Source organism: Halomonas profundus, assembly GCF_020865425.1.
GTDB lineage: Bacteria > Pseudomonadota > Gammaproteobacteria > Pseudomonadales > Halomonadaceae > Vreelandella > Vreelandella titanicae.
In genome coordinates, this window is record NZ_CP086344.1 from 5,114,770 (window position 1) to 5,141,677 (window position 26,908).

The 26,908-nt window shown below is 56.8% G+C and carries 24 protein-coding genes; 9 read left to right on the plus strand and 15 right to left on the minus strand.

Features of this window, described 5'->3' with window-relative positions:
- Nucleotide 1: 1 nt before the first annotated feature.
- The 10 genes from LMS44_RS23310 to LMS44_RS23355 form a co-directional block, all read right to left on the minus strand.
- Nucleotides 2-1,966, minus strand: coding sequence for a type VI secretion system Vgr family protein (locus tag LMS44_RS23310; RefSeq protein WP_089691299.1), 1,965 nt, complete (start codon nucleotides 1,964-1,966; stop codon nucleotides 2-4).
- A 404-nt stretch (nucleotides 1,967-2,370) separates the two neighbouring features.
- A complete protein-coding gene (ltrA, locus tag LMS44_RS23315; protein ID WP_022521957.1) occupies nucleotides 2,371-3,759 on the minus strand; it encodes a group II intron reverse transcriptase/maturase in 1,389 nt (462 codons plus the stop codon).
- A 525-nt stretch (nucleotides 3,760-4,284) separates the two neighbouring features.
- Nucleotides 4,285-4,917 carry a protocatechuate 3,4-dioxygenase subunit alpha gene (pcaG, locus tag LMS44_RS23320; protein ID WP_170834125.1) on the minus strand — a complete coding sequence of 211 codons (633 nt, stop codon included), beginning with the start codon at nucleotides 4,915-4,917 and terminating at the stop codon, nucleotides 4,285-4,287.
- An 11-nt stretch (nucleotides 4,918-4,928) separates the two neighbouring features.
- Entirely contained in the window at nucleotides 4,929-5,660 is a 732-nt protein-coding gene (gene pcaH / locus LMS44_RS23325) for a protocatechuate 3,4-dioxygenase subunit beta (protein ID WP_089691066.1), read from the minus strand.
- Nucleotides 5,661-5,692: 32 nt separating this feature from the next.
- Nucleotides 5,693-6,862: an alpha/beta fold hydrolase gene (locus LMS44_RS23330; RefSeq protein ID WP_089691068.1), complete on the minus strand. Its 1,170-nt coding sequence runs from the start codon at nucleotides 6,860-6,862 to the stop codon at nucleotides 5,693-5,695.
- An 11-nt stretch (nucleotides 6,863-6,873) separates the two neighbouring features.
- On the minus strand, nucleotides 6,874-8,076 hold the full coding sequence (pcaF, locus tag LMS44_RS23335) for a 3-oxoadipyl-CoA thiolase (protein WP_089691136.1): 1,203 nt from the start codon (nucleotides 8,074-8,076) through the stop codon (nucleotides 6,874-6,876).
- 26 nt (nucleotides 8,077-8,102) lie between these two features.
- Nucleotides 8,103-8,876, minus strand: a complete 774-nt coding sequence (locus LMS44_RS23340; RefSeq protein ID WP_089691070.1) for a CoA-transferase subunit beta — start codon at nucleotides 8,874-8,876, stop codon at nucleotides 8,103-8,105.
- Nucleotides 8,876-9,709 (minus strand): CoA transferase subunit A, encoded by an 834-nt coding sequence (locus LMS44_RS23345; RefSeq protein WP_089691073.1) that lies wholly within the window; start codon nucleotides 9,707-9,709, stop codon nucleotides 8,876-8,878. The genes LMS44_RS23340 and LMS44_RS23345 overlap by 1 nt, the downstream gene beginning before the upstream one ends.
- A gap of 174 nt (nucleotides 9,710-9,883) precedes the next feature.
- Nucleotides 9,884-11,182 (minus strand): class-II fumarase/aspartase family protein, encoded by a 1,299-nt coding sequence (locus LMS44_RS23350; protein ID WP_258955961.1) that lies wholly within the window; start codon nucleotides 11,180-11,182, stop codon nucleotides 9,884-9,886.
- Nucleotides 11,183-11,409: 227 nt separating this feature from the next.
- Complete coding sequence (locus tag LMS44_RS23355; protein ID WP_089691076.1) at nucleotides 11,410-12,075, minus strand: TetR/AcrR family transcriptional regulator; 666 nt, start codon at nucleotides 12,073-12,075, stop codon at nucleotides 11,410-11,412.
- Nucleotides 12,076-12,243: 168 nt separating this feature from the next.
- Between LMS44_RS23355 and LMS44_RS23360 the strand changes: the two genes are divergently transcribed.
- The 7 genes from LMS44_RS23360 (at nucleotide 12,244) to LMS44_RS23390 (ending at nucleotide 19,734) form a co-directional block, all read left to right on the plus strand.
- On the plus strand, nucleotides 12,244-13,284 hold the full coding sequence (locus LMS44_RS23360; protein WP_220388301.1) for a DctP family TRAP transporter solute-binding subunit: 1,041 nt from the start codon (nucleotides 12,244-12,246) through the stop codon (nucleotides 13,282-13,284).
- A gap of 88 nt (nucleotides 13,285-13,372) precedes the next feature.
- Nucleotides 13,373-13,870, plus strand: a complete 498-nt coding sequence (locus tag LMS44_RS23365; RefSeq protein WP_089691077.1) for a TRAP transporter small permease — start codon at nucleotides 13,373-13,375, stop codon at nucleotides 13,868-13,870.
- Complete coding sequence (locus LMS44_RS23370; RefSeq protein WP_089691078.1) at nucleotides 13,867-15,132, plus strand: TRAP transporter large permease; 1,266 nt, start codon at nucleotides 13,867-13,869, stop codon at nucleotides 15,130-15,132. The genes LMS44_RS23365 and LMS44_RS23370 overlap by 4 nt, the downstream gene beginning before the upstream one ends.
- Nucleotides 15,133-15,160: 28 nt before the next feature.
- Nucleotides 15,161-17,047 (plus strand): bifunctional sugar phosphate isomerase/epimerase/4-hydroxyphenylpyruvate dioxygenase family protein, encoded by a 1,887-nt coding sequence (locus LMS44_RS23375; RefSeq protein WP_089691081.1) that lies wholly within the window; start codon nucleotides 15,161-15,163, stop codon nucleotides 17,045-17,047.
- Nucleotides 17,044-17,922 carry a shikimate dehydrogenase family protein gene (locus LMS44_RS23380; RefSeq protein WP_089691082.1) on the plus strand — a complete coding sequence of 293 codons (879 nt, stop codon included), beginning with the start codon at nucleotides 17,044-17,046 and terminating at the stop codon, nucleotides 17,920-17,922. The genes LMS44_RS23375 and LMS44_RS23380 overlap by 4 nt, the downstream gene beginning before the upstream one ends.
- A gap of 74 nt (nucleotides 17,923-17,996) precedes the next feature.
- Nucleotides 17,997-18,947, plus strand: a complete 951-nt coding sequence (locus LMS44_RS23385; RefSeq protein ID WP_009286282.1) for an AEC family transporter — start codon at nucleotides 17,997-17,999, stop codon at nucleotides 18,945-18,947.
- A gap of 43 nt (nucleotides 18,948-18,990) precedes the next feature.
- Nucleotides 18,991-19,734: an SDR family NAD(P)-dependent oxidoreductase gene (locus LMS44_RS23390; protein ID WP_039857773.1), complete on the plus strand. Its 744-nt coding sequence runs from the start codon at nucleotides 18,991-18,993 to the stop codon at nucleotides 19,732-19,734.
- A gap of 1 nt (nucleotide 19,735) precedes the next feature.
- Here the strand turns inward: LMS44_RS23390 and LMS44_RS23395 are convergent, their stop codons facing one another.
- From LMS44_RS23395 to LMS44_RS23405, 3 genes are all read right to left on the minus strand, one after another.
- Nucleotides 19,736-21,241 carry a tripartite tricarboxylate transporter permease gene (locus LMS44_RS23395; RefSeq protein WP_009286283.1) on the minus strand — a complete coding sequence of 502 codons (1,506 nt, stop codon included), beginning with the start codon at nucleotides 21,239-21,241 and terminating at the stop codon, nucleotides 19,736-19,738.
- Between the two features lie 27 nt (nucleotides 21,242-21,268).
- Nucleotides 21,269-21,775 carry a tripartite tricarboxylate transporter TctB family protein gene (locus tag LMS44_RS23400; protein WP_039857776.1) on the minus strand — a complete coding sequence of 169 codons (507 nt, stop codon included), beginning with the start codon at nucleotides 21,773-21,775 and terminating at the stop codon, nucleotides 21,269-21,271.
- A gap of 76 nt (nucleotides 21,776-21,851) precedes the next feature.
- Complete coding sequence (locus LMS44_RS23405; protein ID WP_009286284.1) at nucleotides 21,852-22,838, minus strand: Bug family tripartite tricarboxylate transporter substrate binding protein; 987 nt, start codon at nucleotides 22,836-22,838, stop codon at nucleotides 21,852-21,854.
- A 230-nt stretch (nucleotides 22,839-23,068) separates the two neighbouring features.
- Here LMS44_RS23405 and LMS44_RS23410 point away from each other — a divergent pair, with 230 nt between their 5' ends.
- On the plus strand, nucleotides 23,069-23,848 hold the full coding sequence (locus LMS44_RS23410; RefSeq protein WP_009286285.1) for an IclR family transcriptional regulator domain-containing protein: 780 nt from the start codon (nucleotides 23,069-23,071) through the stop codon (nucleotides 23,846-23,848).
- Here the strand turns inward: LMS44_RS23410 and aroQ are convergent.
- Both aroQ and hglS read right to left on the minus strand, forming a co-directional pair.
- Entirely contained in the window at nucleotides 23,841-24,284 is a 444-nt protein-coding gene (gene aroQ / locus LMS44_RS23415; RefSeq protein WP_089691085.1) for a type II 3-dehydroquinate dehydratase, read from the minus strand. The genes LMS44_RS23410 and aroQ overlap by 8 nt on opposite strands.
- Nucleotides 24,285-24,342: 58 nt before the next feature.
- Nucleotides 24,343-25,704, minus strand: a complete 1,362-nt coding sequence (gene hglS, locus LMS44_RS23420; protein WP_041157419.1) for a 2-oxoadipate dioxygenase/decarboxylase HglS — start codon at nucleotides 25,702-25,704, stop codon at nucleotides 24,343-24,345.
- 210 nt (nucleotides 25,705-25,914) lie between these two features.
- Here hglS and LMS44_RS23425 point away from each other — a divergent pair, with 210 nt between their 5' ends.
- Entirely contained in the window at nucleotides 25,915-26,769 is an 855-nt protein-coding gene (locus LMS44_RS23425) for a DUF72 domain-containing protein (protein WP_027958715.1), read from the plus strand.
- Nucleotides 26,770-26,908: the final 139 nt, after the last annotated feature.

Here is a 26,908-nt window from a genome sequence, read left to right on the forward strand (position 1 = left end):
GTTATTCCTCTTCGAGCGGGCAGTGGGAGACAAATGGACTGCCCTCCCCTGCGGCGGCTTCCAACACGGCGGGAATGCTGGGCAGCGCGGCCGCGCTGGGCGATGCAGAGCCAACATTGAGTACCGGGGTGACATCCACGCTGCCACCGCCGACCACCAGCGCGGCGCCGCCGGCAACCAGGGTGATCTTGCTGGCATCGAGGATCAGCTCGCCATCGGCTTTGAAAGTGATATCGCCATTGGCGTGGGTCTGGTAACTGCCGCCTACCGTTAGCCCGCGATCACCGTCCACCTGTTCGGTGTGGTTAGTGCGAACGGTGATATCACGATTGCCGTCGATGGTTTCGACACGATCCTTGGCGACGGCCAGATGGGAGTTATTGCCAATGGTGGCGGTGTCGTCGAATTCGACCCGCTTCTGGCGGGAGTTGAGGACATGCAGCTCCATATTCTTCTGGGCATGCATGTAGATAAACTCTTCCCCGGCCTTGTCTTCAAAGCACAGCTCGTTGAAGCCTTCGCCTTGGTGGGTCTGGGTTTTAATCGTGGTGCGGGTTTTGTGCTCCGGGAGGAGATACGGTGGCGTATTAACGGCATGGTAGGTACGCCCGGTGATCAGCGGCTGATCAGGATCGCCTTCAAGGAATGCAACCGTGACCTCATGCCCTATCCGGGGAATGGCGATGCTCCCGTAGCCCGCCCCCGCCCAGCCTTGTGATACCCGCACCCAGCAACTAGCCTTTTCATTAGGCTCCGCGTAGCGATCCCAGGGAAACTGCACCTTGACCCGGCCATGCTCGTCACAGTAAATCTCTTCCCCTGGCGGCCCCACCACAAACGCCACCTGGGGGCCGTCCACCCGCGGCTTGGGATTAGGGGTTGCCCGCCAGGCCGTGTCACCAGGCCCCAGCACCAGAGTGTTGTGGTAGCGGGTCATCCCGCCATTATCGCTACTGGAAATGCTGTCCTCTTCCAGCGCCTGGGGCTGTTCGCCGTAATGGGTGACCTCGATAAGCTGCCAGTCGCGGTTAAGGGCATCGGCGTCGTGGTCGGTGAGGGTAAAGCGCGCCCCTGGGGCGAGCTCGGGTAGGTCACTCTCGGCGTGCGCGGTGATGGCTTCGCGGCGCAGGTATTCAAGCCGTGTGCGGGTAAACGGCTTGCCGGAGGCGTCCCGCTTATAGCGCCCTGGGTAGTCGTAGTGTTCATAGTCGGTGCGCTGACCGTGCTGCTCAATATCGCGGCCCTGATGCTCATGCAACTGTGCATAGCCGGGGTTCTTGAAGGTGTAGTCCTTGAGCATGGCAGAGGAACTGGCCACTCGCGCCGTCTGGCGCAGTTTGCGCACATGGCGGGTAGGCGGTGTTCCCCCGGCACGGCTGTGGTAGGTGCGTTCACCGAGCGTGCTGAGCATTTTAGGATCGTCGCTAAAGACCAGCCGGTGGGCACCTGCCTCGAAGGTGTGGTAATAGAACAGCCCCTCTTCAGCGGCAAGGCGCTCGATAAAGGCGAGATCGCTCTCCCGGTACTGCACACAGTACTCACGCTCGGCCAGTTCACGGGTCACGTCAAAGGTGACATCACCCAGGCCGCGTTCCTGGCAGAGGGTGGTGATAATCGCGATGGGCGTGACTTGTTGGAAAATGCGCGAGTTGTGCCGCAGCGAAAGACGCCAAAGAGCGGGACGTAGCACTAAGGAGTAGAAGGTGCGGCGATGACCGCGATCGCCCTGGGAAAATTCGCTAACAATGCCATGGATTTGACGCAGCGCTTCTCCGCTGTGCCAAACGGTTAGCGTGGCGTCACGATCCAGTAGCTCGGCGGCATTGAGTTGACCATTGCGGCTGGCAAAGTTGAGCGTTAGCTCAAAGGGGGCGGAAAGGGCCTCACGGTGAGTAAAGTCCACCACGGCGACATCGTCTACGCCGGGCAGTGTCAGCGTAAAGGATAAACCGTTGCCGTTTGCCATCGCCTCCCTCCTTGGATCGTCGATTACGAATGAGTGGTGCTAGCGTAGCGAGATACCGTGAGGGCGCAACAGCTGGCAGATACACAGCAGGGATGATCTGAGCACTGCTCAGCGTTTTAGAACATACAAAACCAGCAACAATCAAACAAAATCAATTGTTTGGAAAACAAATGCATATTGCCGGAACCATATTTGTAAGAGATCTCTTACAAAATTTTCCGAAATGGCTTACACAAAAATTTCCTTCCAGTGCCGTTTAATCATCAGGCTGCTGTTCAGGATACTGGTACAAACCACCGAGCTCTTGATGCGTAGGTAGATACCACCTCAGAATCGAGTAGGAAGGGGAGTCGCCTCCCCTGTCCTCTCACACCACCGGGCATACGGTTCCGTACCACGGCGGTTCATGCAGAACGTTTAAGCCATCTTACCGTATCCAGTACCGAGATCAGTCCCTGGTCATAAAACCATTTCCTCGGCAGGGCCTGATTCATGTGCGAAGCCCCGGCATTCCACCAGGGGCCTCGACCGTTCCCCGCCGATTTCCAGGCGCGGTGCCCGTCTAGGCCTAGCCCTCGCAGCTTCCGACGCCGAGTCGATGGGCGTTTCCATTGTCGCCAGATCAGGCCGCGTAAGCGCCGCCGTATCCATTGATCCAGTGCTTCCAAGGGGCGTTTCACATCAACAAGATTGAAGTAGTTAGCCCATCCTCGTAGGACTGGCCTCAACCCTTCGATTACCCGTTGGATGTTACGCCCCCTGCCACGTTTCAGGATCTCACGGACACGCTGCATCATGCGTGTCAGGCTTGTCTTGGCGAGCGTCAGTTTCGACTGCTTGTGCCGAGTGAGGCTGTAGCCCAGATATCCGCGTAGCCATGGCCGATCCACCGCACTTTTACGGCGATTGACCGTCAGCCGAAGTGAGCTCTCGAGATACTCACTCAAGCTGCCCATGACCCGCTCGCCTGCTCGTCGGCTCCGTACATAGATTTGTACATCGTCGGCGTAGCGGCAGAAGCGGTGGCCTCGGCGTTCCAACGCCTTGTCCATGTCGTCCAGCAGGATGTTCGCCAGTAGCGGGCTGAGGGGCCCGCCTTGGGGTGTCCCCCGCCGCCTCGGCGTGGGCAAGCCATGCTGGAACATACCCGCCTCCAGATAGCGACGGATCAGACGCAGTACACGCTTGTCGTCAACGCGCCGCGCGACCCGTGCCATCAGCAGGTCGTGATTCACTCGGTCGAAGAAGGCTTCCAGGTCAAGATCGACCACCCAGCGGTGACCGGCGGTGACGTGGGCCTTCATGGCCGAGACGGCCTGCTTGGCGCTCCGCTTGGGGCGGTAGCCGTAACTCGACTCGGAGAAGCCCGGGTCGAAGATCGGCATCAGTACCTGGGACAGCGCTTGCTGGATTAGGCGGTCGGTAACCGTGGGAATACCGAGCTGCCGCGTCCCACCCTTGGGCTTAGGGATCGTGGTTGCTCGGATCGGGCTGGGGTGGTACTGATCGGCCAACAGCCGCTCGCGCAGCGTTGGCCAGTACTGCTTCAGGTGGTCAGCCAGTTGATGCACCGTCATGCCATCGACACCCGGTGCGCCTTTGTTGGCCACCACCCGACGGTAAGCTCGCTCCATGTTTTCCGGGTCAACGACCCGTTCCATGAGCGAGGTTGGCTCCGCTTTCGTCCACGATAACGACGCCGGGCTGGTCTCGACGCTCACCGGCTGGGACTCGGGGTACTGCCCCTGCCCCTCTGGGTGAGTGACGGTATTAGCGTCATGGTCTGTCTTCATGATCGATCCTCGAGACGTTATCGCCTACTCGCGGTTCTTCATGTTCGGCCCTTGGTGCCGTGGTGAACCGGCACTTACTATGGCCTCGGCTGACGTCTGGTGATCCCTCCCGTCGCCTCTCGACGACGGTAGCACCGTGGCAGACCACCAGACCTCCCAGGGTAAGACGCGCGACCTTCCCGCTTATGCCTGTCGGATTTACATCATGGCGTTCCGTGCAAGTATCGGGCTTTGGTGAGTGTAGCCACCTTACCCCGCCATGACGCCTCGTATCCGCTTCCTGTTCGTCAGGCCAGCGTTTTGCCTCGGGCTGCCTTCAGATTCCCCCTCGCGAGGGACACCCTTGCCGTCGGCTAGCACTTCCCCTTGCCGGGCGTGCAGGGGACTTTCACCCCCAAGTCATCCTGAAGCACCACCCCCAGGAACAGCGCCGGTCAAGGCGCTGCGCGCCATGCCTGGCGCACCACACAAAAAAGCGCCATGACAACGTCACAGCGCTTTTTTTGCAGGGGCGAGAATAGCTACTCAAAAATCAAAAAACACCGTCTCGCCTTCGCCCTGCAGGCGGATATCAAAGCGATAACGCACCTTACCCTCCACCTCTTCGCGCTTGGCGATCAGGGTCTGGCGGCGTGCCGGTGATTCGATACGCGTGAGCACCGGGCACTGGGCGTTCGCTTCAGCTTCATCATCGAAGTAGAGCCGTGTTTGCAGGTGAATATTCACCCCGCGGGCAAACAGCGTGAGGTTAATGTGCGGCGCCATTGGCTGGCCGCTGGGGTGCTTCACCGCGCCGGGCTTAATGGTGGTCAACGACCACTCGCTGCCGTGATCAAACGTCGTCGCGGTGCGGCCAAAGCTATTGAACGGTTTGCTAAGGTCGTAATCGGCTTGGTAGTCACCGTTAGCATCGGCCTGCCACGCCTCAATAAAGGCATCGCGCACCAGATCGCCGTTGCCGTCGATGACAATTCCGACGACTTCGATATGCTCACCCTCGGCGTCAGGCTTAGCCATCTCGTTCCAGATCTCTTCATCGCGCACCGGGTTGCCTGCCGCAGCGAGAGCAAGACCAATATGCACGTAGGGGCCAGCAGTTTGCGAGGCGGTTTCCCTTAGCATCAGGTCGCTGGTCGGCTGGCTATTAGGCTGATTCATGAGGTATCCCCTTATTGATTCTCAAAATAGGTCTGCAGCTCGCCGCGCACCACCACATCAAAACGATAGGCAAGGAAGTCCATCGGCTTACTATGGGCCATATCCAGCCGCCCAATCATGGTCTCAACCGCAAGAGGGTCTTTCAGTGTATGCACGATTGGGCAAAGCGGGATCAGCGGGTCGCCTTCAAAGTACATCTGAGTGATTAACCGGGTAGAAATTGAAGGCCCGGTGACTGAGACGTGAATATGCGCAGGGCGCCAGCTATTCATGTCGTTGGGCCACGGGTAGGGGCCGGGCTTGATGGTGCGGAAACGGTAAAAGCCCTGCTCATCGGTCAAGCAGCGCCCAACGCCGCCGAAGTTAGGATCTAACGGTGCTAGATACTTATCGTTTTTGTGACGGTAGCGACCGCCTGCATTAGCCTGCCACATTTCCACCAGCGTGTGCGGCACGGGCTTGCCAAACTGATCGACCACACGGCCAAACATGATGATGCGCTCACCCTGGGGTAGCCCGCCCTGGTTGGGATCCTGGCGGAAGTTCAGCAGAAGATCATTATCGTGGGGCCCCATGCGCAGGTGGCTAAAATCCGGGCCCGTCAGCTCAGATGCGGTGGGCTGCTGCATACTCACCAGCGCCTGCTGTGGTGAACGCGCCACGGAGGTTTTATAGCCCGGCGCATAGGCGGGCGGATGCCAGTTACGGTCACGGGCCACAAAGCGTTTGTTATCGTGGGTCATCGCCCTTACCTCTTATCAATTATGTTGATTCGCTACTCGCCCCAACCCAGCTCTTTGGCGAGGGCAAAGGCGTGATTGGCCGCTGGTACGCCGCCGTAAATCGCTACGTGCATCAGCACCTGACGCAGCTCGGCCTCAGACAGTCCAATACGCTTGGCGGTTTTCAAATGCAGCGTTAGCTCTTCCCGGCCGAGGGCGGCGAGAATGCCGGTGGTGATCATGCTGCGCTCACGCCGCGTGAGATCATCATTGCTCCACAGCTCGCCCCAGGCTAAGCGGGTAATCATCTGCTGAAAGGGCGCATCCAGGCTGTTGGCGTTAGCGGTGGAGCGCGCTACGTGCTCCTCGCCTAATACCTGTTTGCGAGTCTCCAAGCCAGTGGTATAAGCCACGCCGTGATTGGCCACGTCGCCTAAATCAGTCGCCAATACGGCGAGTAGTTTTTCAGCAAATTGCGCCGGGGCTTCTACCGAAGGCACGTGACCCACACCGTCAAATATCTCCAACGGTGCGCCGTCGAGTTCCGCAGACAGGGCTTCCAACGTGGCGGGCGGCGTGGCCATATCTTCACTGCCGCCAAATAGCTGCAACTTAGTTCTCTTACCTGAGAGTTTGCCAGTAAAGGTATCGCGGCCAAGCATTTCACACAGTTGGGCGTAGGACTCATCGTCGCCACGGCCCATCTGTGTGCACCAGCCCGCTTTCAGCGCGGGGCTTGCCTCAAAGGCTGCTGGGGCAAACCAGCGCGGTACAATCTCTTCAGACATGGCCGCCAAGCCTTCCTGGCGCACTCGCCCTGCACGGGTATTCCAGAGATCTGGGTTGCCGATCACTGCGCCGGTGTTGGTCAGCGTAGCGGAGAACAGGCGATCACTATGCTCGGCGATCAGTTGCTGGCCCACCACACCACCAATGGAGGTACCGGCAAAGTGAAAGCGCTGCGCGCCCGCAAGTTCTACCAGCGCCAATGCCTCCGCCGCTAGGTCAGCAGGGGTGATTTGTGCACCGCTGACCGCTTGACTGGCACCGTGGCCGGGGAGATCCCAGGTCAGCACCCGATAGCGGGGCAGCAGTGCGGGAATCACGTCATCCCATACTGCCTGGCTCATGCCCAAAGGGTGCGCCAGTACGACCAGCGGGTTCACTTCTGCGCCGAGCAGGCGGTAAGCCACACTGCGGCCGTTAATGGTATGAAATGCCATGACGGTCTCCGTTAAACGCGTTCAATCAGGGTGGCAATGCCCTGGCCTACACCCACGCACATGGTACATAGCGCGTAGCGCTTGCCGCTGTTTTGCAGCTCATGGGCAGCGGTCATTAACAGACGCGCACCGGACATGCCTAGCGGGTGGCCAAGGGCAATCGCGCCGCCGTTGGGGTTCACGCGGGGGTCATCGTCTTTAAGGCCCAAGTCGCGCATACAGGCCAGCGCCTGGGCGGCAAACGCTTCGTTGAACTCAAATACATCAATCTCATCCATCGAGATGCCGGTGCGCTTGAGCAGTTTCTGCACCGCCGGTACCGGGCCATAGCCCATAATACGTGGCTCAACGCCAGCGGTGGCCATGCCGATAATTTTTGCCATCGGCGTTAGGCCATGCTGCTTAACTGCCGCCTCACTGGCCACCAGCATGGCTGCCGCGCCGTCGTTGACGCCAGAGGCATTGCCTGCGGTAACGCTGCCGCCCTCCCGGAAAGGAGTGGGTAAACCGGCCAGTTTTTCCAGGGTGGTTTCCCGCAGGTGCTCATCCTGGTCAAAGATCAGCGGTTCCTGCTTACGGCGGGGAATCTCAATGGCAGTGATCTCCTGTGCAAAACGCCCCGCCTTTTGAGCGGCAGCGGCTTTCTGCTGGGAGCGTAGGGCAAAGGCGTCCTGGTCTTGACGAGAGATAGCGAACTGCTCGGCGACGTTTTCTGCCGTTTCCGGCATGGAATCAATGCCGTAGGTTTTCTTCATCAGCGGGTTGACCAAGCGCCAGCCAATGGTGGTGTCTTCAATCTTTTGCCCGCGGGCGAAGGCGCTGTCGGCCTTGCCCATCACGTAGGGTGCACGTGACATGGACTCCACACCACCCGCCAGCGCCAGCGCCATCTCACCGGCTTTAATGGCACGAAACGCCGTACCCACTGCGTCCATACCCGAGCCACACAGGCGGTTCATGGTCGTGCCGGGCACGGAGGTAGGAATGCCTGCCAGCAGCGACGACATCCGTGCCACATTGCGGTTATCTTCACCGGCCTGATTGGCGCAGCCCATAAAGACTTCTTCAATGGCAGCAGGGTCGAGATCCGGCGCTTCTGCCAGTACGGCTTTAAAAATCGTCGCGGCGAAATCATCCGGGCGCACGCTGGCCAGGGTTCCACCAAAGCGTCCCACGGCGGTGCGGCGGGGATGACATAGAAAGACGTCTTGCATCACAACATCGCTCATAAATAGCTCCTTTATGCGTCCGCGTGGGCCCGCTCAGTGCGCGCTTTCAGCTCACGTAAAATCGTCAGCTCGTTTTCGCTGGGCTCTGGTGTGCTCTCAAGCTGTTCGGCAAAGCGAATCTCCCAGCCGGTCGCCTCAATCACGTCTTCGCGGCTGACACCAGGATGCAGTGACACCACTACCAGCTCTTTGCTTTCCGGGTCGGGCTTCATCACGCACAGGTCGGTGATTACCCGGGTGGGGCCTTTGCCGATATTAGGTACGTTATCGCGGCCTTTGCCGTCGCGGCCAAAGCCTAGGGTGGTGACAAAGTCGACATCTTTCACAAAGGCACGCTTGGAGTGTTTCAGGGTGATAAACACTTCACCGGCGTTGGTGGCAATTTCCGGCGCACCGCCGCCGCCTGGCAGGCGAACCTTGGGCGCTTTGTAATCGCCGATCAGCGTGGTATTCAGGTTAGCAAAGCGGTCGATTTGCGCGGTGCCTAAAAAGCCCACGTCGACTTTGCCGCCCTGCAGCCAGTAACGAAACATCTCCGGCACCGCTACGGTGGTCAGCGCCGATTCGCACAGCTCACCGTCACCGATGGAGAGCGGCAGAATATCGGGCTTGGTTTGCAGCGTGCCGGACTCATAAATCAGCACCACATCCGGTGCGTGGGTCAGCCGTGCCAGGTTGGCGGCTTCTGAGGGCAACCCGATACCTACAAAGCAGGTCATGCCATTTTCCAGCGCCCGCGCAGCGGTCACCGACATCATTTCAGAAGAGGTATATTCGAGACTCATTAGCTGTTCTCCCCTGCATGATTTTGGACAGCGTTAAAGACGTTGTCGTCGAGCCACTGGGTAAAGGTGTCGCGATCGCGGGCGATGGCATCCCACTCTTTATAAAAGCGGTTGCTGCGGCCGTAATAGCCATGAGTGTAGGAAGGCAGCGCGCCTTTCTCGGCCACCGCAATGGCGCTGATGGCCCAGCTGGGAATCACACAGGCGTTCGGGTGGGCGTTGAGGTCATCGACGATCTCCTCCACCGTGACGATACTGTGTTTGGCCGCCAGTACCGCCTCTTTCTGTACGCCCACGATACCTTCTACCAGAACGTTACCCTGACGATCCGCCCGCTGGGCGTGAATGATCGAGACATCCGGGCGCACTGAGGGTACAGCGGCCAGGCGCTCACCGGTAAACGGGCACTCGATGAATTTGATTTGATCGTTCACGCTGGGCAGTTCGCTACCGATATAGCCGCGAAAAACTGCCAGCGGAAGACCGGCTGCACCCGCTTCAAACGCGCAGGCCATGGCGGCGTGGCTGTGCTCAAGTATCTCGATCTTGCGCGGCCAGCCTTTCTCAACCGCATCACGCAAGCGGTGCAGTGAACCCACGCCGGGGTTACCGCCCCAGGAGAAGATGACTTTTTTGGCACAGCCCGCACCAATCATCTGGTCGTAGATGATATCCGGGGTCATGCGGATCAGCGTCAGGTCGCGCTTCTTCTGGCGGATCACTTCGTGACCGGCGGCAAACGGAATCAGGTGGGTAAAGCCTTCCATGGCCACGGTGGCGCCGTCCTGGACGTAGCGCGCTACCGCGTCATGCAAGCTGAGAAACTCGGCCATGATGGGTGCCTCTTAACGGTTAGCAGGATGTTCGTTAAGCGAACATAGATCCTCTATACGAACAATCTACTGCTGAACGCTAATGGGGTCAAACCCATCGGCGACCACCAAACTCCCTTGCCGAACCCACTATCTACTCCAAAGCTGAACATAACGTTTTGTTTTTAAATAGACTTAACGCGCTTCCAGCCATTTTTTGGCACGCATCACCTGGACTGCGCTGCTACCAAGGTATAAAGCAGGGTCACAGGCATTACGCAACGCCTCGACATCAAAGTCCCCTTTCACCTCAGGATGGTCGGCAAGTACATCAGCATAAGATCGGGATTCCCGGCGTGCGGTTTCTGCCGCTTCCGCGCTAATCGCTTTGGCTCTCTCAACGCCTAGTTTAGGCGCCAGCAAACGTGCGACTGGTTCGGCCATAATGCCGCCGCCGGTGGCTGCCAGATTGCGCCACATGTTGTCGGGGTAGACCTCAAGCCCTTCCAACAGCACGGCCACTTGCTCCAACGCGCCTTCCACCAATAAAACGCCTTCCATGAGCGGTGCCCACTCCGCATGCCACTCGCCCAGTCCACGCTCCAGCGGCTGGGCGGCGGCGTTGATCAATACACTGGTGTGGCCATGCACTTGTCGCGCTGCACCGCGAATTAGCGCGCAGCGCACCGGGTTACGCTTATGGGGCATAGAGGAAGACTCGCCCATCCCCGGCGCCGAGGGCTCGGCCACTTCGCCGACTTCGGTTTGTGTCAGCAGCGACACATCCAGAGCGAGTTTTTCAGCAGCCCCGGCGACCGCATCCAGCGCAGTGCCAAGGGCATGAATCGGGTAGCGGTCGGTATGCCAGGGCAATACCGGTACCGCCAAGCCTAAACGCTCGGCAAGCGCATCCATCCACTCAAGCCCGAGGTTGTCCCAACCCGAGTGCACGCCTACCGCACCACCAAACTGCACGGGTAGCTCAACAGCGCTTAAACGGCGGCGCGCCTGCTCCAGGCCAATCGCCCAGTGAGCCACCTTGACTCCAAAGGTGATCGGCAGCGCCTGCTGCATCAGGGTGCGCCCCACCATGGGCGTATCGATATGAGTATTCATAAGTGCTAACGCCGCCGAACGGCAGCGCAATAGCAACTCATCTAGCGCCGCCAAGCGTGGCTTAAGCAGCAGCATCAGCGCGGAGTCGACCACGTCCTGGCTGGTCGCGCCCTGGTGCCAGTAGCGTTTGTGCTCATCGGCGAGCAGCGCACGGCTCTGTTTAACGAAGGGAATCGCTACATTGCCACCGCTGGCGATACCCTCGGCGATCTCAGCAACAGACAAGTGGGCGTGCTCAAGCTGCTCTCGCATTTGCTGGCTAACACCACCAGGTACGGCTCCGCTGGCTTCCTGAACCTCGGCCAGAGCCAACTCAAAGACCAGCATGGCACGCACCATAGCGTCGTCGTCACACTCAGCGACAGCGCGCTGACTCATGAAAGGGTGCTTTAAAAATGCAGAGGGCATGGCGGTAGGCTTCCTGTTAACGCTGTCCAGAGCTCAAAAATAGCTTATAAGCAGGGCTCAAGACAAAATTTGTACACATGTTCGCTATTCGAACTATACGTTAACTAGGTAGGTGTGAACTCACAAACGTCACCTTACTTCGAAAGGTACGCTTGCGGATCCACATGAGCGGTCTTTTGCACGCAATTAAGGCGTGGCTAGTCAGGGCACACGTAACGCAGCACCATGTCGGTAACATGCTCCTCTAATTTTTGCTGATTCTCAGGCGCGGCTTGGTGCCAATCAAAAATCCGCGAAAAAGTGTGCTGGTTTGAGACATTGAAAAAAGACAGCGCGCTAATCAGCCAGTGCAGTTCCCGAGGATCCAGGCCTTCGCGAAAACACCCCTCCTCGACACCGCGGCTATAAACGTTGGTGAGCACATCAATCACCCCAGCATTGAGTGATTGAATCAACGCTGACTGCGCCAAAAAGCGGCCATGGTGAATATTTTCGATCATTACCAGGCGAATAAAGTCAGGGTTTTTGGCGTGATGACAAAAGGTAAACCGCACCAGCCGACTAAGCGCCTCAAGTGGGGCCAGGTGGTCAAGATCCAGCTCAGCCTCCTGCAGGCGCACTTTCTGGTAGGCGGCTTCCAGGGTGTGCAGGTAGAGCGTCTCTTTATCATTAAAGTAGTAGTAAATCATCCGCTTGGAGGCGCGGGTTTTCTCGGCGATCTCATCGATCCGGGCTCCAGAGAGGCCTTTTTCTGAGAATTCCCGGGTAGCCACCGCAAGAATATCGGCGCGCACGGATTCGGGGTCATTTTTGCGCCGTCGCCGAGTGGCAGGGGGGCTGGTCTTGGTCGAAGGGGCTGTCATAGAGCGTGCCTTTTATTGTCGTGGTCGTCTTTTGTCTAGTATGCCACAGCTTGACTGAACGTACCATTTCGTACATTGTTGATTACGACAGGATGAAAAGGCCAAGCACGCCATCGTTTATGGCTTTTTCAAACCCCATGACAACGGCCCGATAAGAGGACAACAACAATGTCTCCAGTGTTTTCAGTAAAACAAATATCCATGAAGCGCACGCTGACGGCAGCCGTCGCTGCCGCCACCCTCATTGCCGCAGCAAATGCTTCCGCCCAAACGCTTCGCTTCGCCCACGTTGACCCAGATGACTGGACTACTTCGAAAAAAGGCGCAGCGGGTCAGGTGTTTAAAAACCTGGTGGAAGCCGAAACTGATCTTACCGTGGAGGTCTACCCCGCTGGAGCGCTAGGTGGTGAAACCGAGCTGATTGAAGGCGCCCAGGATGGCACCATCAGCATTGCGATGGTCTCCGGCGCCTACGCCAATTTCTGCCCGGCGGTTGCTGTGACGGATATCCCGTACACCTTTCCGTCAGCGCCAGTAGCGTGGCAGGTAATGGACGGCGAATTTGGTACCGCACTGGCCGAGCACTGCTTGCAACAGACCGGCCTACGCACGCTGGCTTACGGCGAAACGGGCTTCCGCCACTTCACCAACTCCGTGCGCCCGATCAATTCGCCTGAGGATATGCAGGGGCTGAAGTTCCGCGTGCAAACCATTCCGCTCTACCTGGAGATGGTTAGCGCTTTGGGTGGTGAGCCTCAGGGTATCGCCTGGGGTGAAGTACCGACAGCGCTTGCTACCGGCGTCGTCGATGGCCAGGAGAACCCCATTTCGGTGATCTACGGCAACAACTTCTATGAGTTTCAGGATTACTTGACCCTGGATCGCCACGTTTACGGTGTCGATCACCTGTTGATTAACGATGAGATATTCCAGTCGCTTAGCGAAGAGGAACAAGCCGCGGTGAAGCGCGCCGCCGTGGTCGCTGGCACCACCGGCCGTGCCATCCAGCAGTTCAACTCAGCCGAGGGGATCACCAAACTGGCAGCCGAGGGCATGGAGATCACCCAGCCTACCGCTGAACAGATGGAGGCCTTCCGCGAAGCCGCCCAGCCGCCGGTTCAGGCGTACCTGACCGAAGTGCTTGGCGATGATGCAGAGTGGATCGAGCGTCTCTCTTCCGCAGTGGAAGAGGCGTCCGCACGCTTCTAAACCCCGCCTGAACAAAGCGCTTTGCGAGTGGGCCTTAGATGGCCCACTCGCGACCCTGCGTGCCTGACTATCGATTGAAGGTGCTCTTATGTCTCCTCTCCTCGCCCGCTTACACCGAGGTCTGATCCTGTTCAATGGCAGCTTGGCAGGACTTGCCATGGTGCTGATTTTTCTGTTGGTCGCAGGCAATGCCTTTGCGCGCTACACCTTTGGCGGCTCCATTACCTGGGGAGAAGACACCGCCATCTATTTGATGATTTACGGCCTGATGTTTGGCATGTCCTGGGCATACCTGCAGGACAAGCACATCGGCTTTGACCTTATTCGTCGTCTACTGCCGCCGCACTGGGTGCGCTGGCAGGCCGTGGCCGTCGACTTGGTGGTGCTCGTGGTGGGCATTGGCTTGATGGTATCAGCCGTTGAGTTTATCTCCGCACGGGGTGGCCGCACCTCATCAAGCACCGGCATGCCTATGTGGCTGTTTCAAGCTTCCATGCTAATTGGCGGCGGGCTGCTCAGCCTCTCTGCGCTGGTGATGGGCGCTCAGCGTTTGAGCCAGCACACCAGTGAGGAGGTCTCCTCATGATTTTTATACTGCTTTTAGCCCTTGTGCTACTTGGCGTGCCGTTTGCCTTTGCCATCCTCGGTTCGCTGACGGTGCTGATGAGCACCGGCGATTTGCCCTATCACATCCGTATCGTCTCCCAGCAGTTTTTCGGCGGCATGGAGTCTTTTCCACTACTGGCGATCCCGCTGTTCATTCTGGCCGGCGAGCTGATGAACGAAGCGGGTATTACCCACCGAATTATTAACCTGGCCACCGCCATTGTCGGCCGCCTGAAAGCCGGGTTAGCGCACGTGAATATCTGGGCCTCGGTGATTTTTGCCGGTCTTTCCGGTTCAGCGATTGCCGATACCTCCGCGCTTGGACGGGTGTTTATACCGTCGATGGAGAAAGAGGGCTATCCACGCGATTTTGCCGCTGCGCTCACCGCTGCCTCTTCGGTGATTGGCCCGATTATTCCACCCAGTATTCCGGTGATTATCTACGCACTGACGGTGTCGGGTGTCTCGGTACCGGGGCTGTTTTTAGCCGGTATTGTGCCGGGCTTTTTGCTGGCGCTGGGGCTCTCCATCTACGTCTACTTTTTCGCCGGTGACCTTGGCGCGACAAAAACCAAAAAACAGTCACGCCGCCATGCCCTTCTGCATGGTTTGCTGCCCGCCCTCATGCCGGTATTCGTGGTCGGGGCGATTCTTGCCGGTATCGTTACCCCGACAGAGGCGGCGGCCTTTGCCGTGGTCTACGCGCTGCTTCTGGGCGTGGTGCTCTACCGCAATATCAAACTGGTGAACCTGCCCGCTATTTTCGCCCGCGCCATGCGCGACAGCGCGGTGATTATGGTCATCATGGGCGCAGTGGCTGCGGCCAACTGGGTGTTAACGTTCGAGCGCGTGCCCAACATGCTCACCGAGTGGGCACTGATGAGCATCGATACCCAGTGGACCTTCCTGATCGCCGTGATTCTACTCCTGCTGGTGGTGGGACTGTTTTTAGAGGGTATAGCGGCCATCTTGGTGCTCGTGCCTATCCTCCATCCCATCGCCATGGCGTTGGGTATCGACCCACTGCATTTCGGCATCGTGGTGATATTCAACCTGATGATGGGGCTGATCACACCGCCCATGGGGCTCTGCCTGTTTGTCGCCGACTCCGTTTCCGGTGTGGGTATGGGGCCGATTATCCGCCGCATTCTGCCGATGCTGGGCGTGCAGTTTTTGATCCTGCTGCTGATTACCTTCGTCCCCGCGCTGGTCACCTTCCTGCCGCGGCTGGCGGGTTACTGATATTTCTCAATGCAAGGAGCGTGATGCCATGTACTCATCCATTGCCACGGTTTGCCTAAGCGGCTCGCTGGAAGAGAAGGTAGACGCCATCGCTCAGGCCGGCTTTGAGGGGCTTGAGCTGTTTGAAAATGACTTGACCGCCTTCGCCGGCACGCCGCGTGAAGCGGGCGAGCTGATTCGCTCGCGGGGCTTAAAGCTGGTCACGCTGCAGCCGTTTCGTGATTTTGAAGGGCTGCAGGGGCGCGCCCGGTTGCGGGCCTTTGACCGAGCCGAGCACAAGTTCGACCTGATGGAGGAACTGGGTACAGATCTGCTGATGGCGTGCAGTACCGTCCACCCTGATTCGCTACCGGGTTTGAGCCGTGCCGCCGATGACTACTATGAGCTGGGCGAGCGTGCCGCGCGGCGACACCTGCGTGTGGCCTATGAAGCACTGGCCTGGGGCCGCCATATTCACGACTACCGGGACAGCTGGGAAGTGGTGCGCCGCGCCGCCCACCCCAATGTCGGCCTGGTGCTGGATACCTTCCATATCTTCTCCCGCCAGACGGAGCTTGGCACCATTGGCCGCATTCCAGGGGATCGCATCTTTCTAGTACAGACCGCCGATGCGCCACGCCTCTCTATGGATCACCTGTCATGGAGCCGCCACTACCGCTGCTTCCCCGGCCAGGGCGAGCTGCAGATGGACAAATTCATGGCCATGCTGGAGGAGACCCGCTACGACGGCCCGCTCTCCCACGAGATCTTTAACGATGTTTTCCGCATGGGCCACAGCGACCAGACGGCCCGGGACGGGCTGCGCTCCTACAACCTGCTGCGCAGCATGCAGGGCGACAGCGGCATTCCCGCGCCGCAGCCGATCGAGTCGGTCGCCTTTTTGGAAATCGCCGTTGAGCCTGACGATTTAGCCTCGCTGCGCGAGCTGCTTACCGCGCTGGGTATGGCCTGCGTAGGGCGACACCACACGCTTAACGCCGAGCGCTGGGCGGCAGGTGACGTCAATCTGGTGCTCAATGCCGAATCGAGCTTTACCGGCCGCACGCCAGGACGCGATGCCACCGCAGTAACGGCGATTGGCCTGCGCGTGGCAAATGCCTATGAGGCGTTTAAACGTGCAGACAAACTTGGCTACGCTATTGTCGAGCCTGAAGAAGTGGGCGCCAGCCACCGCATGAGCGCGCTGCGCAATGTGGATGGCAGCCTCTCCTACATTATTGATGACTCCCAGCTAAGCCGCACCTGGGATCGCGAGTTCCCTGTGGATGTACAGCCGGTTCCCCAAGGTGCATTGGTGGATATCGACCACATCAGCGTGGCACTCTCCTACCACGACTACCTCTCGTTGATGCTGCAGTACCGCGCTATTTTCCAGCTGGCGCCAACGCCCTCTTTCGATGTCACCGACCCACGCGGACTGATCCAGAGCCAGGTGCTGCAGAACTACAATGGCCGCTTTCGCCTGGCGCTTAACGCCAGCGCCTCGCCGGACACCGCCAGCAACCGCTTTGTACGCCAATACGGCGGCTCGGGGGTTCATCATGTTGCCCTGCGCACTAACGCCATGCGCGATACCAGCGCAGCACTGCAGCAGGCGGGTATACCGGTACTGCCGATTCCCGGTAACTACTACCGCGACCTGGCCGCGCGCTTCGACCTACCGGCGCAAACCCTGCAATGGATGCAAGAACACCACATCCTCTTTGATCAGGACAGCGACGGTGACTTCCATCAGCTGTATACCCAGCCCGGCCGCCAGGCGTTCTTCTTTGAGTTGGTGCAGCGGGAAGGTTACCAAGGGCTGGGCGCGCCGAATGCCTTTGTGCGCGTCACCGCGCAGCAGCGCTTGGAAGCGGAAATTGATGGTATTGCCCAAGAAACGCCAAACCACGACTCGGGAGAGAGCCAAACATGATCAAACTTGGACTGGTAGGCGAAGGCATTGCTAAATCGCAATCTCCCGATTTGCACGAGCGCCTGGGTGCGTCGTTGGGCGAGCCGGTACGCTACGATTTAGTCGATAGCCGGGGAGCGACGGATTTTGATTTTTCCAGCGCGATACGAAGGCTGCGTGACGAGGGGTACCGGGGCACCAATGTTACGTTCCCCTTCAAGGAAAAAGCCGCACAGCTCGCCGATATCCGCGGTGAAGGCGTACGGCGGGTAGGCACCGCCAACACTCTACTGTTTGACGCTGAGGGGCTGCGCGCTGAAAACACCGATTACACCGGTTTTATCAGCGCCTACCGCCACTCATTCGGTAGCCAGCCCGCTGGTGAGGTTCTACTGATCGGCGCCGGTGGCGTGGGCCGTGCGGTGGCGTGTGCGCTGGGGGAGCTTTCTGTTAGTTGCATACACATTCTTGAACATGACAGCACCCGGGCTGAGAACCTCAGTCGTGATCTTAACGCCATGGGGATTAAAGCGGCGTGCATCACGCCAGAGCAGGCGCAGCGAGAACTTCCTCATTGGCAGGGCGTGGTTAACTGCTCACCTATTGGCCATATCAATCACCCCGGCTGCCCCATCGATACCGCCGGGCTGGGTGCTCAGCACTGGGTGTTTGATGCGGTTTACATCCCCGCCCACACCGAGCTGCTAAAGGCCGCCCACCAGGCGGGCGCCAAAACACTGTCGGGTGTTGACCTGTTTGTGTTCCAGGGCGTGGATGCGTTTCGCTTTTTCACCGCAGACCGTATCGCTCCTGAACAGATCGATCCGCAGGTGATACCGCTACGTACGCACTACATAGAGCAACTTGTTACGCCTTCTACTCACTCCATGCCATGAAGCGCCAGAGAAATAGCGTACAATTATTCGTTATTCGAACTTAAATATTTGCCTTCATGCGCTAAGAGGCCGCTATGCTCGCTATACTTGGGATTACGACGCCCATATTCCTACTCATTGGCTTAGGGTATATAGCGAGATGGAGTGGCATTATCCAGCGCGAACAGATGCAGGGAGTGGGCGTCTTTGTGCTCTACTGCGCGCTGCCCGCGCTGGTGATCCGCGCGCTCACCCAGCAGCCTCTGGAAGAGGTTTTCAAGCTCAACTATCTGGTGGCGTACGGCCTGGGCTCTATCGCCGTTTTCGGTGCGGGGTTACTGCTCTGCTTAAAACTACAGCGCCAACCACTGAACGCCAGCGCCATGCAGGCACTCGGCATGTCGGCCGCCAATAGCGGCTTTGTGGGTTATCCTGTGGCCGCCATGGTCATCGGCTCGCCTGCGGCGGTGCTGTTAGCGCTCAATATGCTCGTTGAAAACCTGCTGGTTCTTCCCGCAGCCCTGATTCTGGCCGAAATGGGTAACCACCAAGGTGCTAGCGTATGGAAAACAGTTAAGCAGACAGCCCTTAGTCTCATCAAAAACCCCGTATTATTAGGCTTACTGATCGGCATTTGCCTGGCCGTTTCCGGCATCAATATTCCCGCGCCGCTGTTTAAAGCCATCGATATGCTGGCCGAAGCGGCAGGCCCTGCGGCGCTGTTTGTGATCGGCGGCGCGCTGTTTGGCTTGCAGGTTAAAGGTATGGCGAGCGACGTAGCTCAAATTGTCATCGGCAAACTGCTTATTCACCCCCTGCTCATCTTCATCGCCTTCTCTTTTGTTCCTGGCATTGATCCGCTTTATATGGCCGGTGCCTTGCTGTTTGCTGCCGCGCCGATGATCAGTATTTACCCCCTGTTTGGCCAGCGCTATGGTTTAGGTGGCGTTAGCGCTGCGGCAATGCTGGTAGCGACGATCGCTTCCTTTTTCACCCTTAGCCTCATCATCGGATTAATGTCACTGTTAGGATTACTAACGTTTTAAATCCTGATACACCAACGGCTTACCTTACATAAGGACAATAAAAATGGGCCAACCCTCTGATCAAAACAACTATTCTCAACCGCTCTACGCCTTGGTTACCGGCGGCGCAAGAAACATCGGCCAAGCCATCTCACTGCGTCTTCAGCAGGACGGCTATCGCGTTATCGTAGTGGATATCGTTGAACCAGAAGCGGCCTCTTTGCAAGCAGACGCCTATCAGGTCGACCTTGCAGACGCCGACGCTACACGCCAGATGATGGTAGACATCGCCAAGCGCTATACGGTGACCCGCCTAATCAACAACGTGGGTATTGTTGCCCCTGCGCTGCTTGAAGAAGCAACGCTTGAAGACTTCGATAAATTAATGCAGCTGAACGTGCGCTCAGCGCTGATCTGCACCCAAGCCATGCTACCTGCCATGAAGGCACAGGGAGCGGGGCGTATCGTCATGAATGCCAGCCGTGTGGTACTCGGCAAGGAAGCACGAACAATCTACAGCGCCACCAAAGGCGCGCTGCAATCCATGGCCCGCACCTGGGCACTGGAACTGGCAGAGCACGGCATTACCGTTAACTGCGTCGCCCCTGGGCCTATCGCCACCAGCGCCTTCTGGCAGAACAACCCGCCCGACTCTGAGCGCGCCCGACGTATCATCGATAACATTCCGCTAGGCCGAATGGGCCAGCCCGAGGATGTCGCCCAGGCGGTAAGTTTCTTCTGCGACGAGCGTAGCAGCTTCATTACCGGCCAGACGCTGTTTGTCTGCGGCGGAGTGACGGTCGGTTAAATCAGTTTTGGCGTGACTCGTCAGTGCTATCCCGCGCGCCACGTCGGGATGCGGCAAAGCGATAAACCGCCAGGCCGATGGATCCCACCGTCAGCGCAATGAAGGCCCAGGTAATCGGTCCACGCACGAAGATCGACAGGTCATTGGAGCCGATAAGCAGAGAACGACGCAGGTTGTCTTCGAACATCGGCCCCAGAATGAAGCCAATCAGAAACGGCGCCGCCGGTATGGCGGCACGATTGAAGATATATCCCAATACCCCAAAAGCCAGCATCAGCCACACGTCAAACGTGGCGTTATTGACCGCATAGGCGCCGTAAACACAGAACATCAAGACGATAGGAAAGAGAATTGATTTGGGGATATCAGCAATTAACGAGAAGTACTTAATGGCAACGTTACCCACCACCAACAGGATGACCGAGCTGCACATAATCCCCAGGAACAGTGCATAGATCAGCGACAGATTTTCCTGGAACATAAGCGGGCCAGGCGTTAACCCATGCACCATAAAAGCCCCCAGGATGATGGCGGTGATGACATCCCCTGGAATACCGAGCGATAACAGCGGAATTAGCGTCGCCCCGGCAACGCCATTGTTACCGGCCTCAGCCGCTGCCACCCCTTCTACCTCGCCCTTGCCGAAATTTGCTCTGTTAGGAGAGCGCCGTCGGGCATCGCTGTAGGAGATGAACGCTGCCGCCGTCGCCCCGGTGCCGGGGATGGCGCCAATAATCACGCCAATTAAGCTGCCGCGCACAATACTTTTCATACAACGCTTGAGCTCAGAGAAGGCCAAACCGGCACCACTTGCCTTCGCTTTAATATGCGGGATCGCTTTCTTACGATAAAACTCGATAATCTCTGGAATAGCAAAGAGGCCAATCAATAGAGGGATAAAAGAGATGCTGTCCATCAAGTTGTAGTTATCGAAGGTAAGCCGCTGTGAACCGAAGACCTCATCCAGCCCTACCATGGATAACAAAATACCTAGCAGCGCTGCCATCAAACCCTTGATCATAGAGCCGCTGGCTAGCGAGATGATAATGGTAAGAGAAAAACAGATCAGCCAGAAAAATTCGGGAGCCCCGAAGTTCAGTGCAATTTTGGCCAAGTAGGCGGCAAAAAAGATCAACGCTATGTTGGAGATAAAATCGGCAATGACCGATGAGTAAAGCGCAGCCTTTAGCGCTTTTTTTGCATGCCCCTGCTGAGCCATCGGATAGCCGTCTAGCAAGGTACAGGCCGAAGCGGGCGAACCCGGCGTTCTGATTAGAATGGCAGTAATCGAGCCACCGTACATCCCACCCTTATAGATGCCTACCAACAGCAGGATAGCGGCAACTGGCTGCATGGAGAAGGTAAAAGGGAGTGCCAAGGCCACCGCCATGGTGGCGGTTAAACCAGGGATGGATCCCACCACCACGCCGATCACCACACCTACGGCGATGGCCAGAAAGTTATCCAGGCTAAAGAATATGCCAACCACTTCCGAAAAGTTTTCCATAGGACACCCAGAAAAATAAGTAGCGAATCAGAAACCGAGCGGCATTATCGGTAGTGGCACGTTCATTACTTCTACAAATAAGAGCGTCACAATAATAGGAAACAGAAATGCCAGGCTATATACCCACCAGGTGCGAACCGGGTGTGCTACGAAAAGAACGAGTGTTGCCAAAATACCGCAGAACACGGCGCCCATCGCCTCAAACAAGGCAACATATATCACCAGTGACAACACCATTAGCACGAAACGCCGCGTAGAGCCTTTCTCAATCGCCCGCTCATCCTCCTCGGCTCTCTGTTCCACAATGAAGGCCTGAAGAATAAGCAGAACCGAAAACAGCAGGATCAGCCAGCCGATAATCGTCGGCAGCCATCGCGGCGACATCATTGGGTTTTGTAGGATCGGCGGTTCGTTTATATAGTTGGGTACCAGATAAAAGACCAGCACTATGGCAAACCCCAGCAATACGATGCCGCTGATGAGGTCGCTGGTATCTTTTATTTTTACTCTGCGCTTGGAACCCGAGGGTGTCATCGCGGCCTTCTCCTGGGGAACAAGAGAGGCGAGGGTAGCGGCCCTCGCCTCTCTGTTATAACGGAAGAGTAGCTAGTTACTGGCTAATACCGGCCTGCTGTGCAACGCCCTGCCAACGTTCGACTTCATCAGCAATGAACTGCTTGAACTCTTCGCCAGACACCTGACCCGGTTCAGCGCCCAGCTGATCAGCAAAGTCCAAAAACTCTTCACGTTCCATCACCTTAGCAAGGGCATCCCGCATAACGCTTTGCGCTTCTTCAGGGAAAGAACTGTGTGCCACTAAGCCAAACCATGCCGTTGTGACGAACTGGTCGAGGTTATACTCGCCCACTTCCGATAGCGTGGGTACATCAGGCAAATACTCTGACCGCTCAGCGGAGGTAACCGCCAGAGCGCGCAAGTCACCCGAGCGAATATGCGACAGGACGGTCGGCATGTTCTCAAAGGAGACATCGACATCGCCGCCCAATAGCGCAGGAAGCGCCGCACCACTGCCAGCAAAAGGCACTGCCGTCATATTGGTCTCCGTCAACGTCTTGAAGAGCTCACCGGACATATGGATGGAACTGCCCACGCCACTGTGGCTGAAGGTCATGTTCTCTTCCTTTGCGGCTTCAACGAACTCGACGACACTTTCATAAGGACTATCGGCAGGCACCACCATGACATTGGGGATATCGATCATGTTCTGCAGGAAGACAAAATCTTCGACGGGGTCGTAGCTAAGATCGGGATAAATAGCTGCGCCGATCGTGTGGCCGGGTGATGCCATCAGAATCGTGTGATCAGCATCACGCCCACCGCGGGCGAGACGACCGGTGCCCACTGTAGAACCCGCGCCAGGGCGGTTTTCCACAACCACGTTAGCATCCAGCTCTTGCTGAAGAAGATCCGCGACGCGGCGGGATAGCACATCCGTAGTGCCACCTGGGGCGTAAGGGACGACAAGACGAATATCGTCGGTGGGCCACTCATTGGCACTGGCGGAGGAAACCGCAAGGCCCAACGCCAGAGCGCTACCGAAGGCAGCCAGACATGTTGCGCTAAGGAGTTTATTCATTGTTATCTTCCTGTGCGTTGCTAAGCGATTGCTTATACTTAACTATTGTTCGTAAGACGTACACGTATTCGTAATATCTAGCTTGAGATTACGTTGTTGCTAACCCTTTAAAAAACACAACTTTAGTAGTAAGAGGCGAGATAGTTGGCTGGAAGAGTGAGGCACGTTCGCACTGCGAACTTTTTTACGCTAATCTTTTATCTCAGATTTTAGGACAATGGATAGTAAAAATGCAGGAAGAAATGCTGAGTGAAGACAATCGCGACTTTGTAACGGCGCTTGCTAGTGGCCTGGAAGTTATCCAGGCATTCGATCATGAGCACCCGCGTATGACACTAAGCGAAGTCGCCGCGCGCACGGGAATGAATAGAGCAAAGGCTAGGCGCTTCTTGCTCACTCTGCATGCACTGGGGTACGTGCGAAAACAGCAACGTTACTTTGAATTGGCACCCCGCGTGCTTCAGCTCGGCTATGCCTTTTTATCGGCTAATAATTACCGAGATGTTATTCAGCAACATCTCGAAGACATTACCGCTGAAACCGGTGAGTCCTCCTCGCTTGGTGTGCTCGATGGCAATGATGTTATCTACGTAGCGCGCTCGGCAGCAAAGCATCGCTTGATGGCGATTACGCTTTCAGTGGGCACTCGACTGCCAGCAGCTCATACCTCCATGGGGCGCATGTTGCTCGCTCAACTCAGCGATACCGACCTTGATCACTTTCTTTCGTCGGTTGCTCTAGAGTCTTACACCGATAAAACGGTGACAGATGTGAGTGAGCTACGAAACCAGATAATAAAAGCGCGGCAGCAGGGCTATGCAATTTCTGATCAAGAGCTTGACTCCGGCTTGCGCTCCATTGCCGTTCCTGTCTATGACGCCAAGCAGCATTTAATGGGCGCAATCAATATCAGCACTAACGCTGCCCGGGTCGATCTTGATACGTTGATTAATGTGTACTTACCTGTTTTACAAAATAAAGTGGCTCAAGTAAGGGCGCATATTAATTAGCCTCTACCATCACTGCCTCTAGCGCAGCTCGATAGCCTTGAACCCCGAGGCCAGCAATGACGCCATCGGCGCGCAGCGAGACGTAGGAGTGATGGCGAAAGGCTTCGCGCTTGTGAACATTGGATAAATGCACCTCAATTACTTTGCCATCAAAAGCATTGAGCGCATCAAGAATGGCCACTGAGGTATGCGTGTAGGCAGCGGGATTGATAATAATCGCTTGGGTGCTATCCAGGCGTGCGGCGTGAATGGCGTCAATCAGTTCGCCTTCATGGTTGCTCTGCAGGCATGTGATGTCCCAGTCGGCCATCACTGCTTTCTCCCGCAAGATGTTATTCACGTCGTCTAACGTCTCGTACCCATATATTTCTGGCTGACGGCTACCCAGCAAATTTAAGTTGGGGCCATGTAATACCAATACCTTTCCTTGACTCATAACTCTCTTCAACCTTCAGCGTTAGTGGGTAAATTGACGTAGCTACCTGTTTTATCACTTAAACCGCCAACTGCGCCAGCGCCTGTTCAAGCGATGCTTCCTGGCGCTGGGCATACAGCTCGATTTCATCGATGACGGCTCTCCCCAGGGCCTGCTCAAACGCCTGCTGGCTTGCGCTACTGGCGTAATGGTCATGACTGCTTCCCCCCAGGTTGGATTGAAAAATACCGGCCGCACTCACGGGTAAGAAGTCTTCATAAATCATGGGGGTAACTCTCAGAGCGCCTTGCTCGATCAAGCTATCCACCTGCTCAACTGAGATCGGCCCTTGCACAGATACACCTTGAACCGCCTGGTAGTGGAAAAACGCTAATCCTTCACGACGCAGCGTTTCATACGTATCGGGAAACTCTTTAAACACGTCAGATAAATGCGCTTGATGGGCGTCATTATTGGCTGCTGTGGGCGAGTTCTCTTTGGTAGCTGCTAGCAGGCGGTCGTATAGCTCGCGTCCTTTGCGCGTTAATGCGATACCGCGCTGTTCGATTTCACCAAAGCGGGCGGTGTGTTTACCTTCAGCAGCGTCCGCGAAAGCAATCGTCTCCTCCAGTGCTTTGAAGCTGGTTTGACGTAGAAGGATTGGGCAATCCCGGCGTGGTGGGCCTTCAATAGTCGCTTTAGGGTCGATGCCAACGCTGGGCATGCGCCGCTGCACTTCATCAATGTCTAACGTGCGCGGCGTTAGGTGGTTAATGTGCGGGCCGCGGAAGCAGACCACATCGGCAATTAAGCGGTGTTCGGCATGCAAACGCTCATAGGTGGCCAAGTCGACCGTGGCGTTGTCGTGCCAGCGGAACGTTTCCAACGCTTCCTGAACAAACTGCTTGGCATCATCGGCGCTTAGGCCACCCTGCTGCTCAAAACGCTTGATAAGCGCTTTCACTTTGGCAGTGAAGATATCGCGGGCACTTAAAATTTCACTCGCCTGTTCTCTTAGCTCGAACTTTTCAATTAGTTCAAGGCGCAACAGCGAGGTAAAGACACGAAAGGGGTTACGCTTGAGCGCACTATCCGCGACCGGCCGAAACGCGGTGGAATGTACCGGCACGCCTGCGGTCGATAAGTCGTAATACCCCACTGGCTCCATCCCCATGACCGCAAACATTCGCCGCAGCATAGCAAGCTCGCCTGGACTCCCCACTCGAATAGCGCCGTGGCGTTCAACGTTGATACGCGCCAGCTCATCGCTATTTTGCAATGCGTTATTTAGCCCTGGGTTAGCGGCTAGCACCTCCTGGTTGACTGCCTCAACCAGTGACAGCAAGGTGCCGTATTGCGGCACCTCCTGCTGATACATTGCCGACATCGCTTGGGAAAACTGGTCGCGGATTTCATCACTGCTAACGTAAGCTGAACACATGGCGCTATCCTGTTTGTAAACGGCTACTGCCAATAAAGGGCTATACCTACATAGTAGCGCTATCGGCGCCTTAACAATTTCACTTTTTCCGCGCCTTGCTATACATATAAGCCATACAAAGGTTATATAAAAGCCGCCATTCACGCTTAACGGGCAAGGCTCTTAACCTGTTACATTAGCGCTTGATCTTGTCGATGTAGGCTGGCACCCATGACGCTTCCTCTTTATCTAGGCTTGCCTATGTGGGCCAATCAAGACTGGCTGGGCAACCTTTATCCACGCCACGCCAAAACTGAGCTGCTAAGCGATTACGCGGCGGTGTTTTCCAGCGTTGAGGGCAACACTACCTTTTATAGCGGTACCCCAAAGCCGGACACCATTGCTGCCTGGGCGCGCCAGGCACCATCCCACTTTCGCTTTTGTTTTAAATTACCGGCCAGCGTAACCCACGATCAACGGCTAACGCGGTTAGAGGAGGCCTGGGCATTTTTAGCGGCGCTAGAACCTCTGCACGACCGCCTTGGCCCCACCATGGTGCAACTACCACGAGATTTCGGCCCCCAAGAGCTTCCCCAGCTTGAAGCGCTACTTGCCGCTTGGCCTACCCATTTGCCTTGCGCGGTCGAGGTTCGCCATCCTGAGTTTTTCCACAAAGGGGCCGCCGAAATTGCCCTTAACCGCCTGTTGATAACTTATTCGGCCAACCGCGTGATGCTCGACGTGCGCCCGCTCTTCTCAACCCCGGCAAATGACCATTTGGGCTTGGCCCACGCCCAGCAAGAAAAGCCGAAACTCCCGCTACACGTGCTTTCCACGGCAAATTTTCCTGTCATTCGCTTTATTGGCCATATTGACAAAACGATTAATAGTGACTACTTCACCGCCTGGAAAGCCCGCCTAAAGCTGTGGATAAGTCAGGGGAAAACCCCTTTCTTATTTGTGCATACTGCGGATAACCGCGAGTCTCCCCACATGGCCCGTTTACTCTATAACGCACTAGGAGAAGTGACGCCATTACCCGCTCTTGGCCCCTTTGCGGGTGAAAAGCAAAGCCAACTGTTTTAACCCACCTTTTTAGGCCAGCTAACTGGCATGCTTGCGGTCGATCAGATAAATTGCGCTTACTTTCGGAAAAGCACGCTGGCAATGACGCAATTTTCCGAAAACTAGCGTGTTCAACACGCAGTGACTTACACAACAATCG

What these genes read in the sequence shown, in the direction of transcription:
- LMS44_RS23390 (WP_039857773.1), top strand. Translation starts at nt 18,991, where the DNA reads ATGGGCCAACCCTCTGATCAAAACAACTATTCTCAACCGCTCTACGCC.
- pcaF (WP_089691136.1), bottom strand. Translation starts at nt 8,076, where the DNA reads ATGCAAGACGTCTTTCTATGTCATCCCCGCCGCACCGCCGTGGGACGC.
- LMS44_RS23385 (WP_009286282.1), top strand. Translation starts at nt 17,997, where the DNA reads ATGCTCGCTATACTTGGGATTACGACGCCCATATTCCTACTCATTGGC.
- pcaH (WP_089691066.1), bottom strand. Translation starts at nt 5,660, where the DNA reads ATGACCCACGATAACAAACGCTTTGTGGCCCGTGACCGTAACTGGCAT.
- LMS44_RS23330 (WP_089691068.1), bottom strand. Translation starts at nt 6,862, where the DNA reads ATGGCATTTCATACCATTAACGGCCGCAGTGTGGCTTACCGCCTGCTC.
- LMS44_RS23400 (WP_039857776.1), bottom strand. Translation starts at nt 21,775, where the DNA reads ATGACACCCTCGGGTTCCAAGCGCAGAGTAAAAATAAAAGATACCAGC.
- pcaG (WP_170834125.1), bottom strand. Translation starts at nt 4,917, where the DNA reads ATGAATCAGCCTAATAGCCAGCCGACCAGCGACCTGATGCTAAGGGAA.
- aroQ (WP_089691085.1), bottom strand. Translation starts at nt 24,284, where the DNA reads ATGAGTCAAGGAAAGGTATTGGTATTACATGGCCCCAACTTAAATTTG.
- hglS (WP_041157419.1), bottom strand. Translation starts at nt 25,704, where the DNA reads ATGTGTTCAGCTTACGTTAGCAGTGATGAAATCCGCGACCAGTTTTCC.
- LMS44_RS23310 (WP_089691299.1), bottom strand. Translation starts at nt 1,966, where the DNA reads ATGGCAAACGGCAACGGTTTATCCTTTACGCTGACACTGCCCGGCGTA.
- LMS44_RS23425 (WP_027958715.1), top strand. Translation starts at nt 25,915, where the DNA reads ATGACGCTTCCTCTTTATCTAGGCTTGCCTATGTGGGCCAATCAAGAC.
- LMS44_RS23345 (WP_089691073.1), bottom strand. Translation starts at nt 9,709, where the DNA reads ATGGCCGAGTTTCTCAGCTTGCATGACGCGGTAGCGCGCTACGTCCAG.
- LMS44_RS23395 (WP_009286283.1), bottom strand. Translation starts at nt 21,241, where the DNA reads ATGGAAAACTTTTCGGAAGTGGTTGGCATATTCTTTAGCCTGGATAAC.
- LMS44_RS23370 (WP_089691078.1), top strand. Translation starts at nt 13,867, where the DNA reads ATGATTTTTATACTGCTTTTAGCCCTTGTGCTACTTGGCGTGCCGTTT.
- LMS44_RS23340 (WP_089691070.1), bottom strand. Translation starts at nt 8,876, where the DNA reads ATGAGTCTCGAATATACCTCTTCTGAAATGATGTCGGTGACCGCTGCG.
- LMS44_RS23405 (WP_009286284.1), bottom strand. Translation starts at nt 22,838, where the DNA reads ATGAATAAACTCCTTAGCGCAACATGTCTGGCTGCCTTCGGTAGCGCT.
- LMS44_RS23380 (WP_089691082.1), top strand. Translation starts at nt 17,044, where the DNA reads ATGATCAAACTTGGACTGGTAGGCGAAGGCATTGCTAAATCGCAATCT.
- LMS44_RS23365 (WP_089691077.1), top strand. Translation starts at nt 13,373, where the DNA reads ATGTCTCCTCTCCTCGCCCGCTTACACCGAGGTCTGATCCTGTTCAAT.
- LMS44_RS23375 (WP_089691081.1), top strand. Translation starts at nt 15,161, where the DNA reads ATGTACTCATCCATTGCCACGGTTTGCCTAAGCGGCTCGCTGGAAGAG.
- ltrA (WP_022521957.1), bottom strand. Translation starts at nt 3,759, where the DNA reads ATGAAGACAGACCATGACGCTAATACCGTCACTCACCCAGAGGGGCAG.
- LMS44_RS23360 (WP_220388301.1), top strand. Translation starts at nt 12,244, where the DNA reads ATGTCTCCAGTGTTTTCAGTAAAACAAATATCCATGAAGCGCACGCTG.
- LMS44_RS23350 (WP_258955961.1), bottom strand. Translation starts at nt 11,182, where the DNA reads ATGAGTCAGCGCGCTGTCGCTGAGTGTGACGACGACGCTATGGTGCGT.
- LMS44_RS23355 (WP_089691076.1), bottom strand. Translation starts at nt 12,075, where the DNA reads ATGACAGCCCCTTCGACCAAGACCAGCCCCCCTGCCACTCGGCGACGG.
- LMS44_RS23410 (WP_009286285.1), top strand. Translation starts at nt 23,069, where the DNA reads ATGCAGGAAGAAATGCTGAGTGAAGACAATCGCGACTTTGTAACGGCG.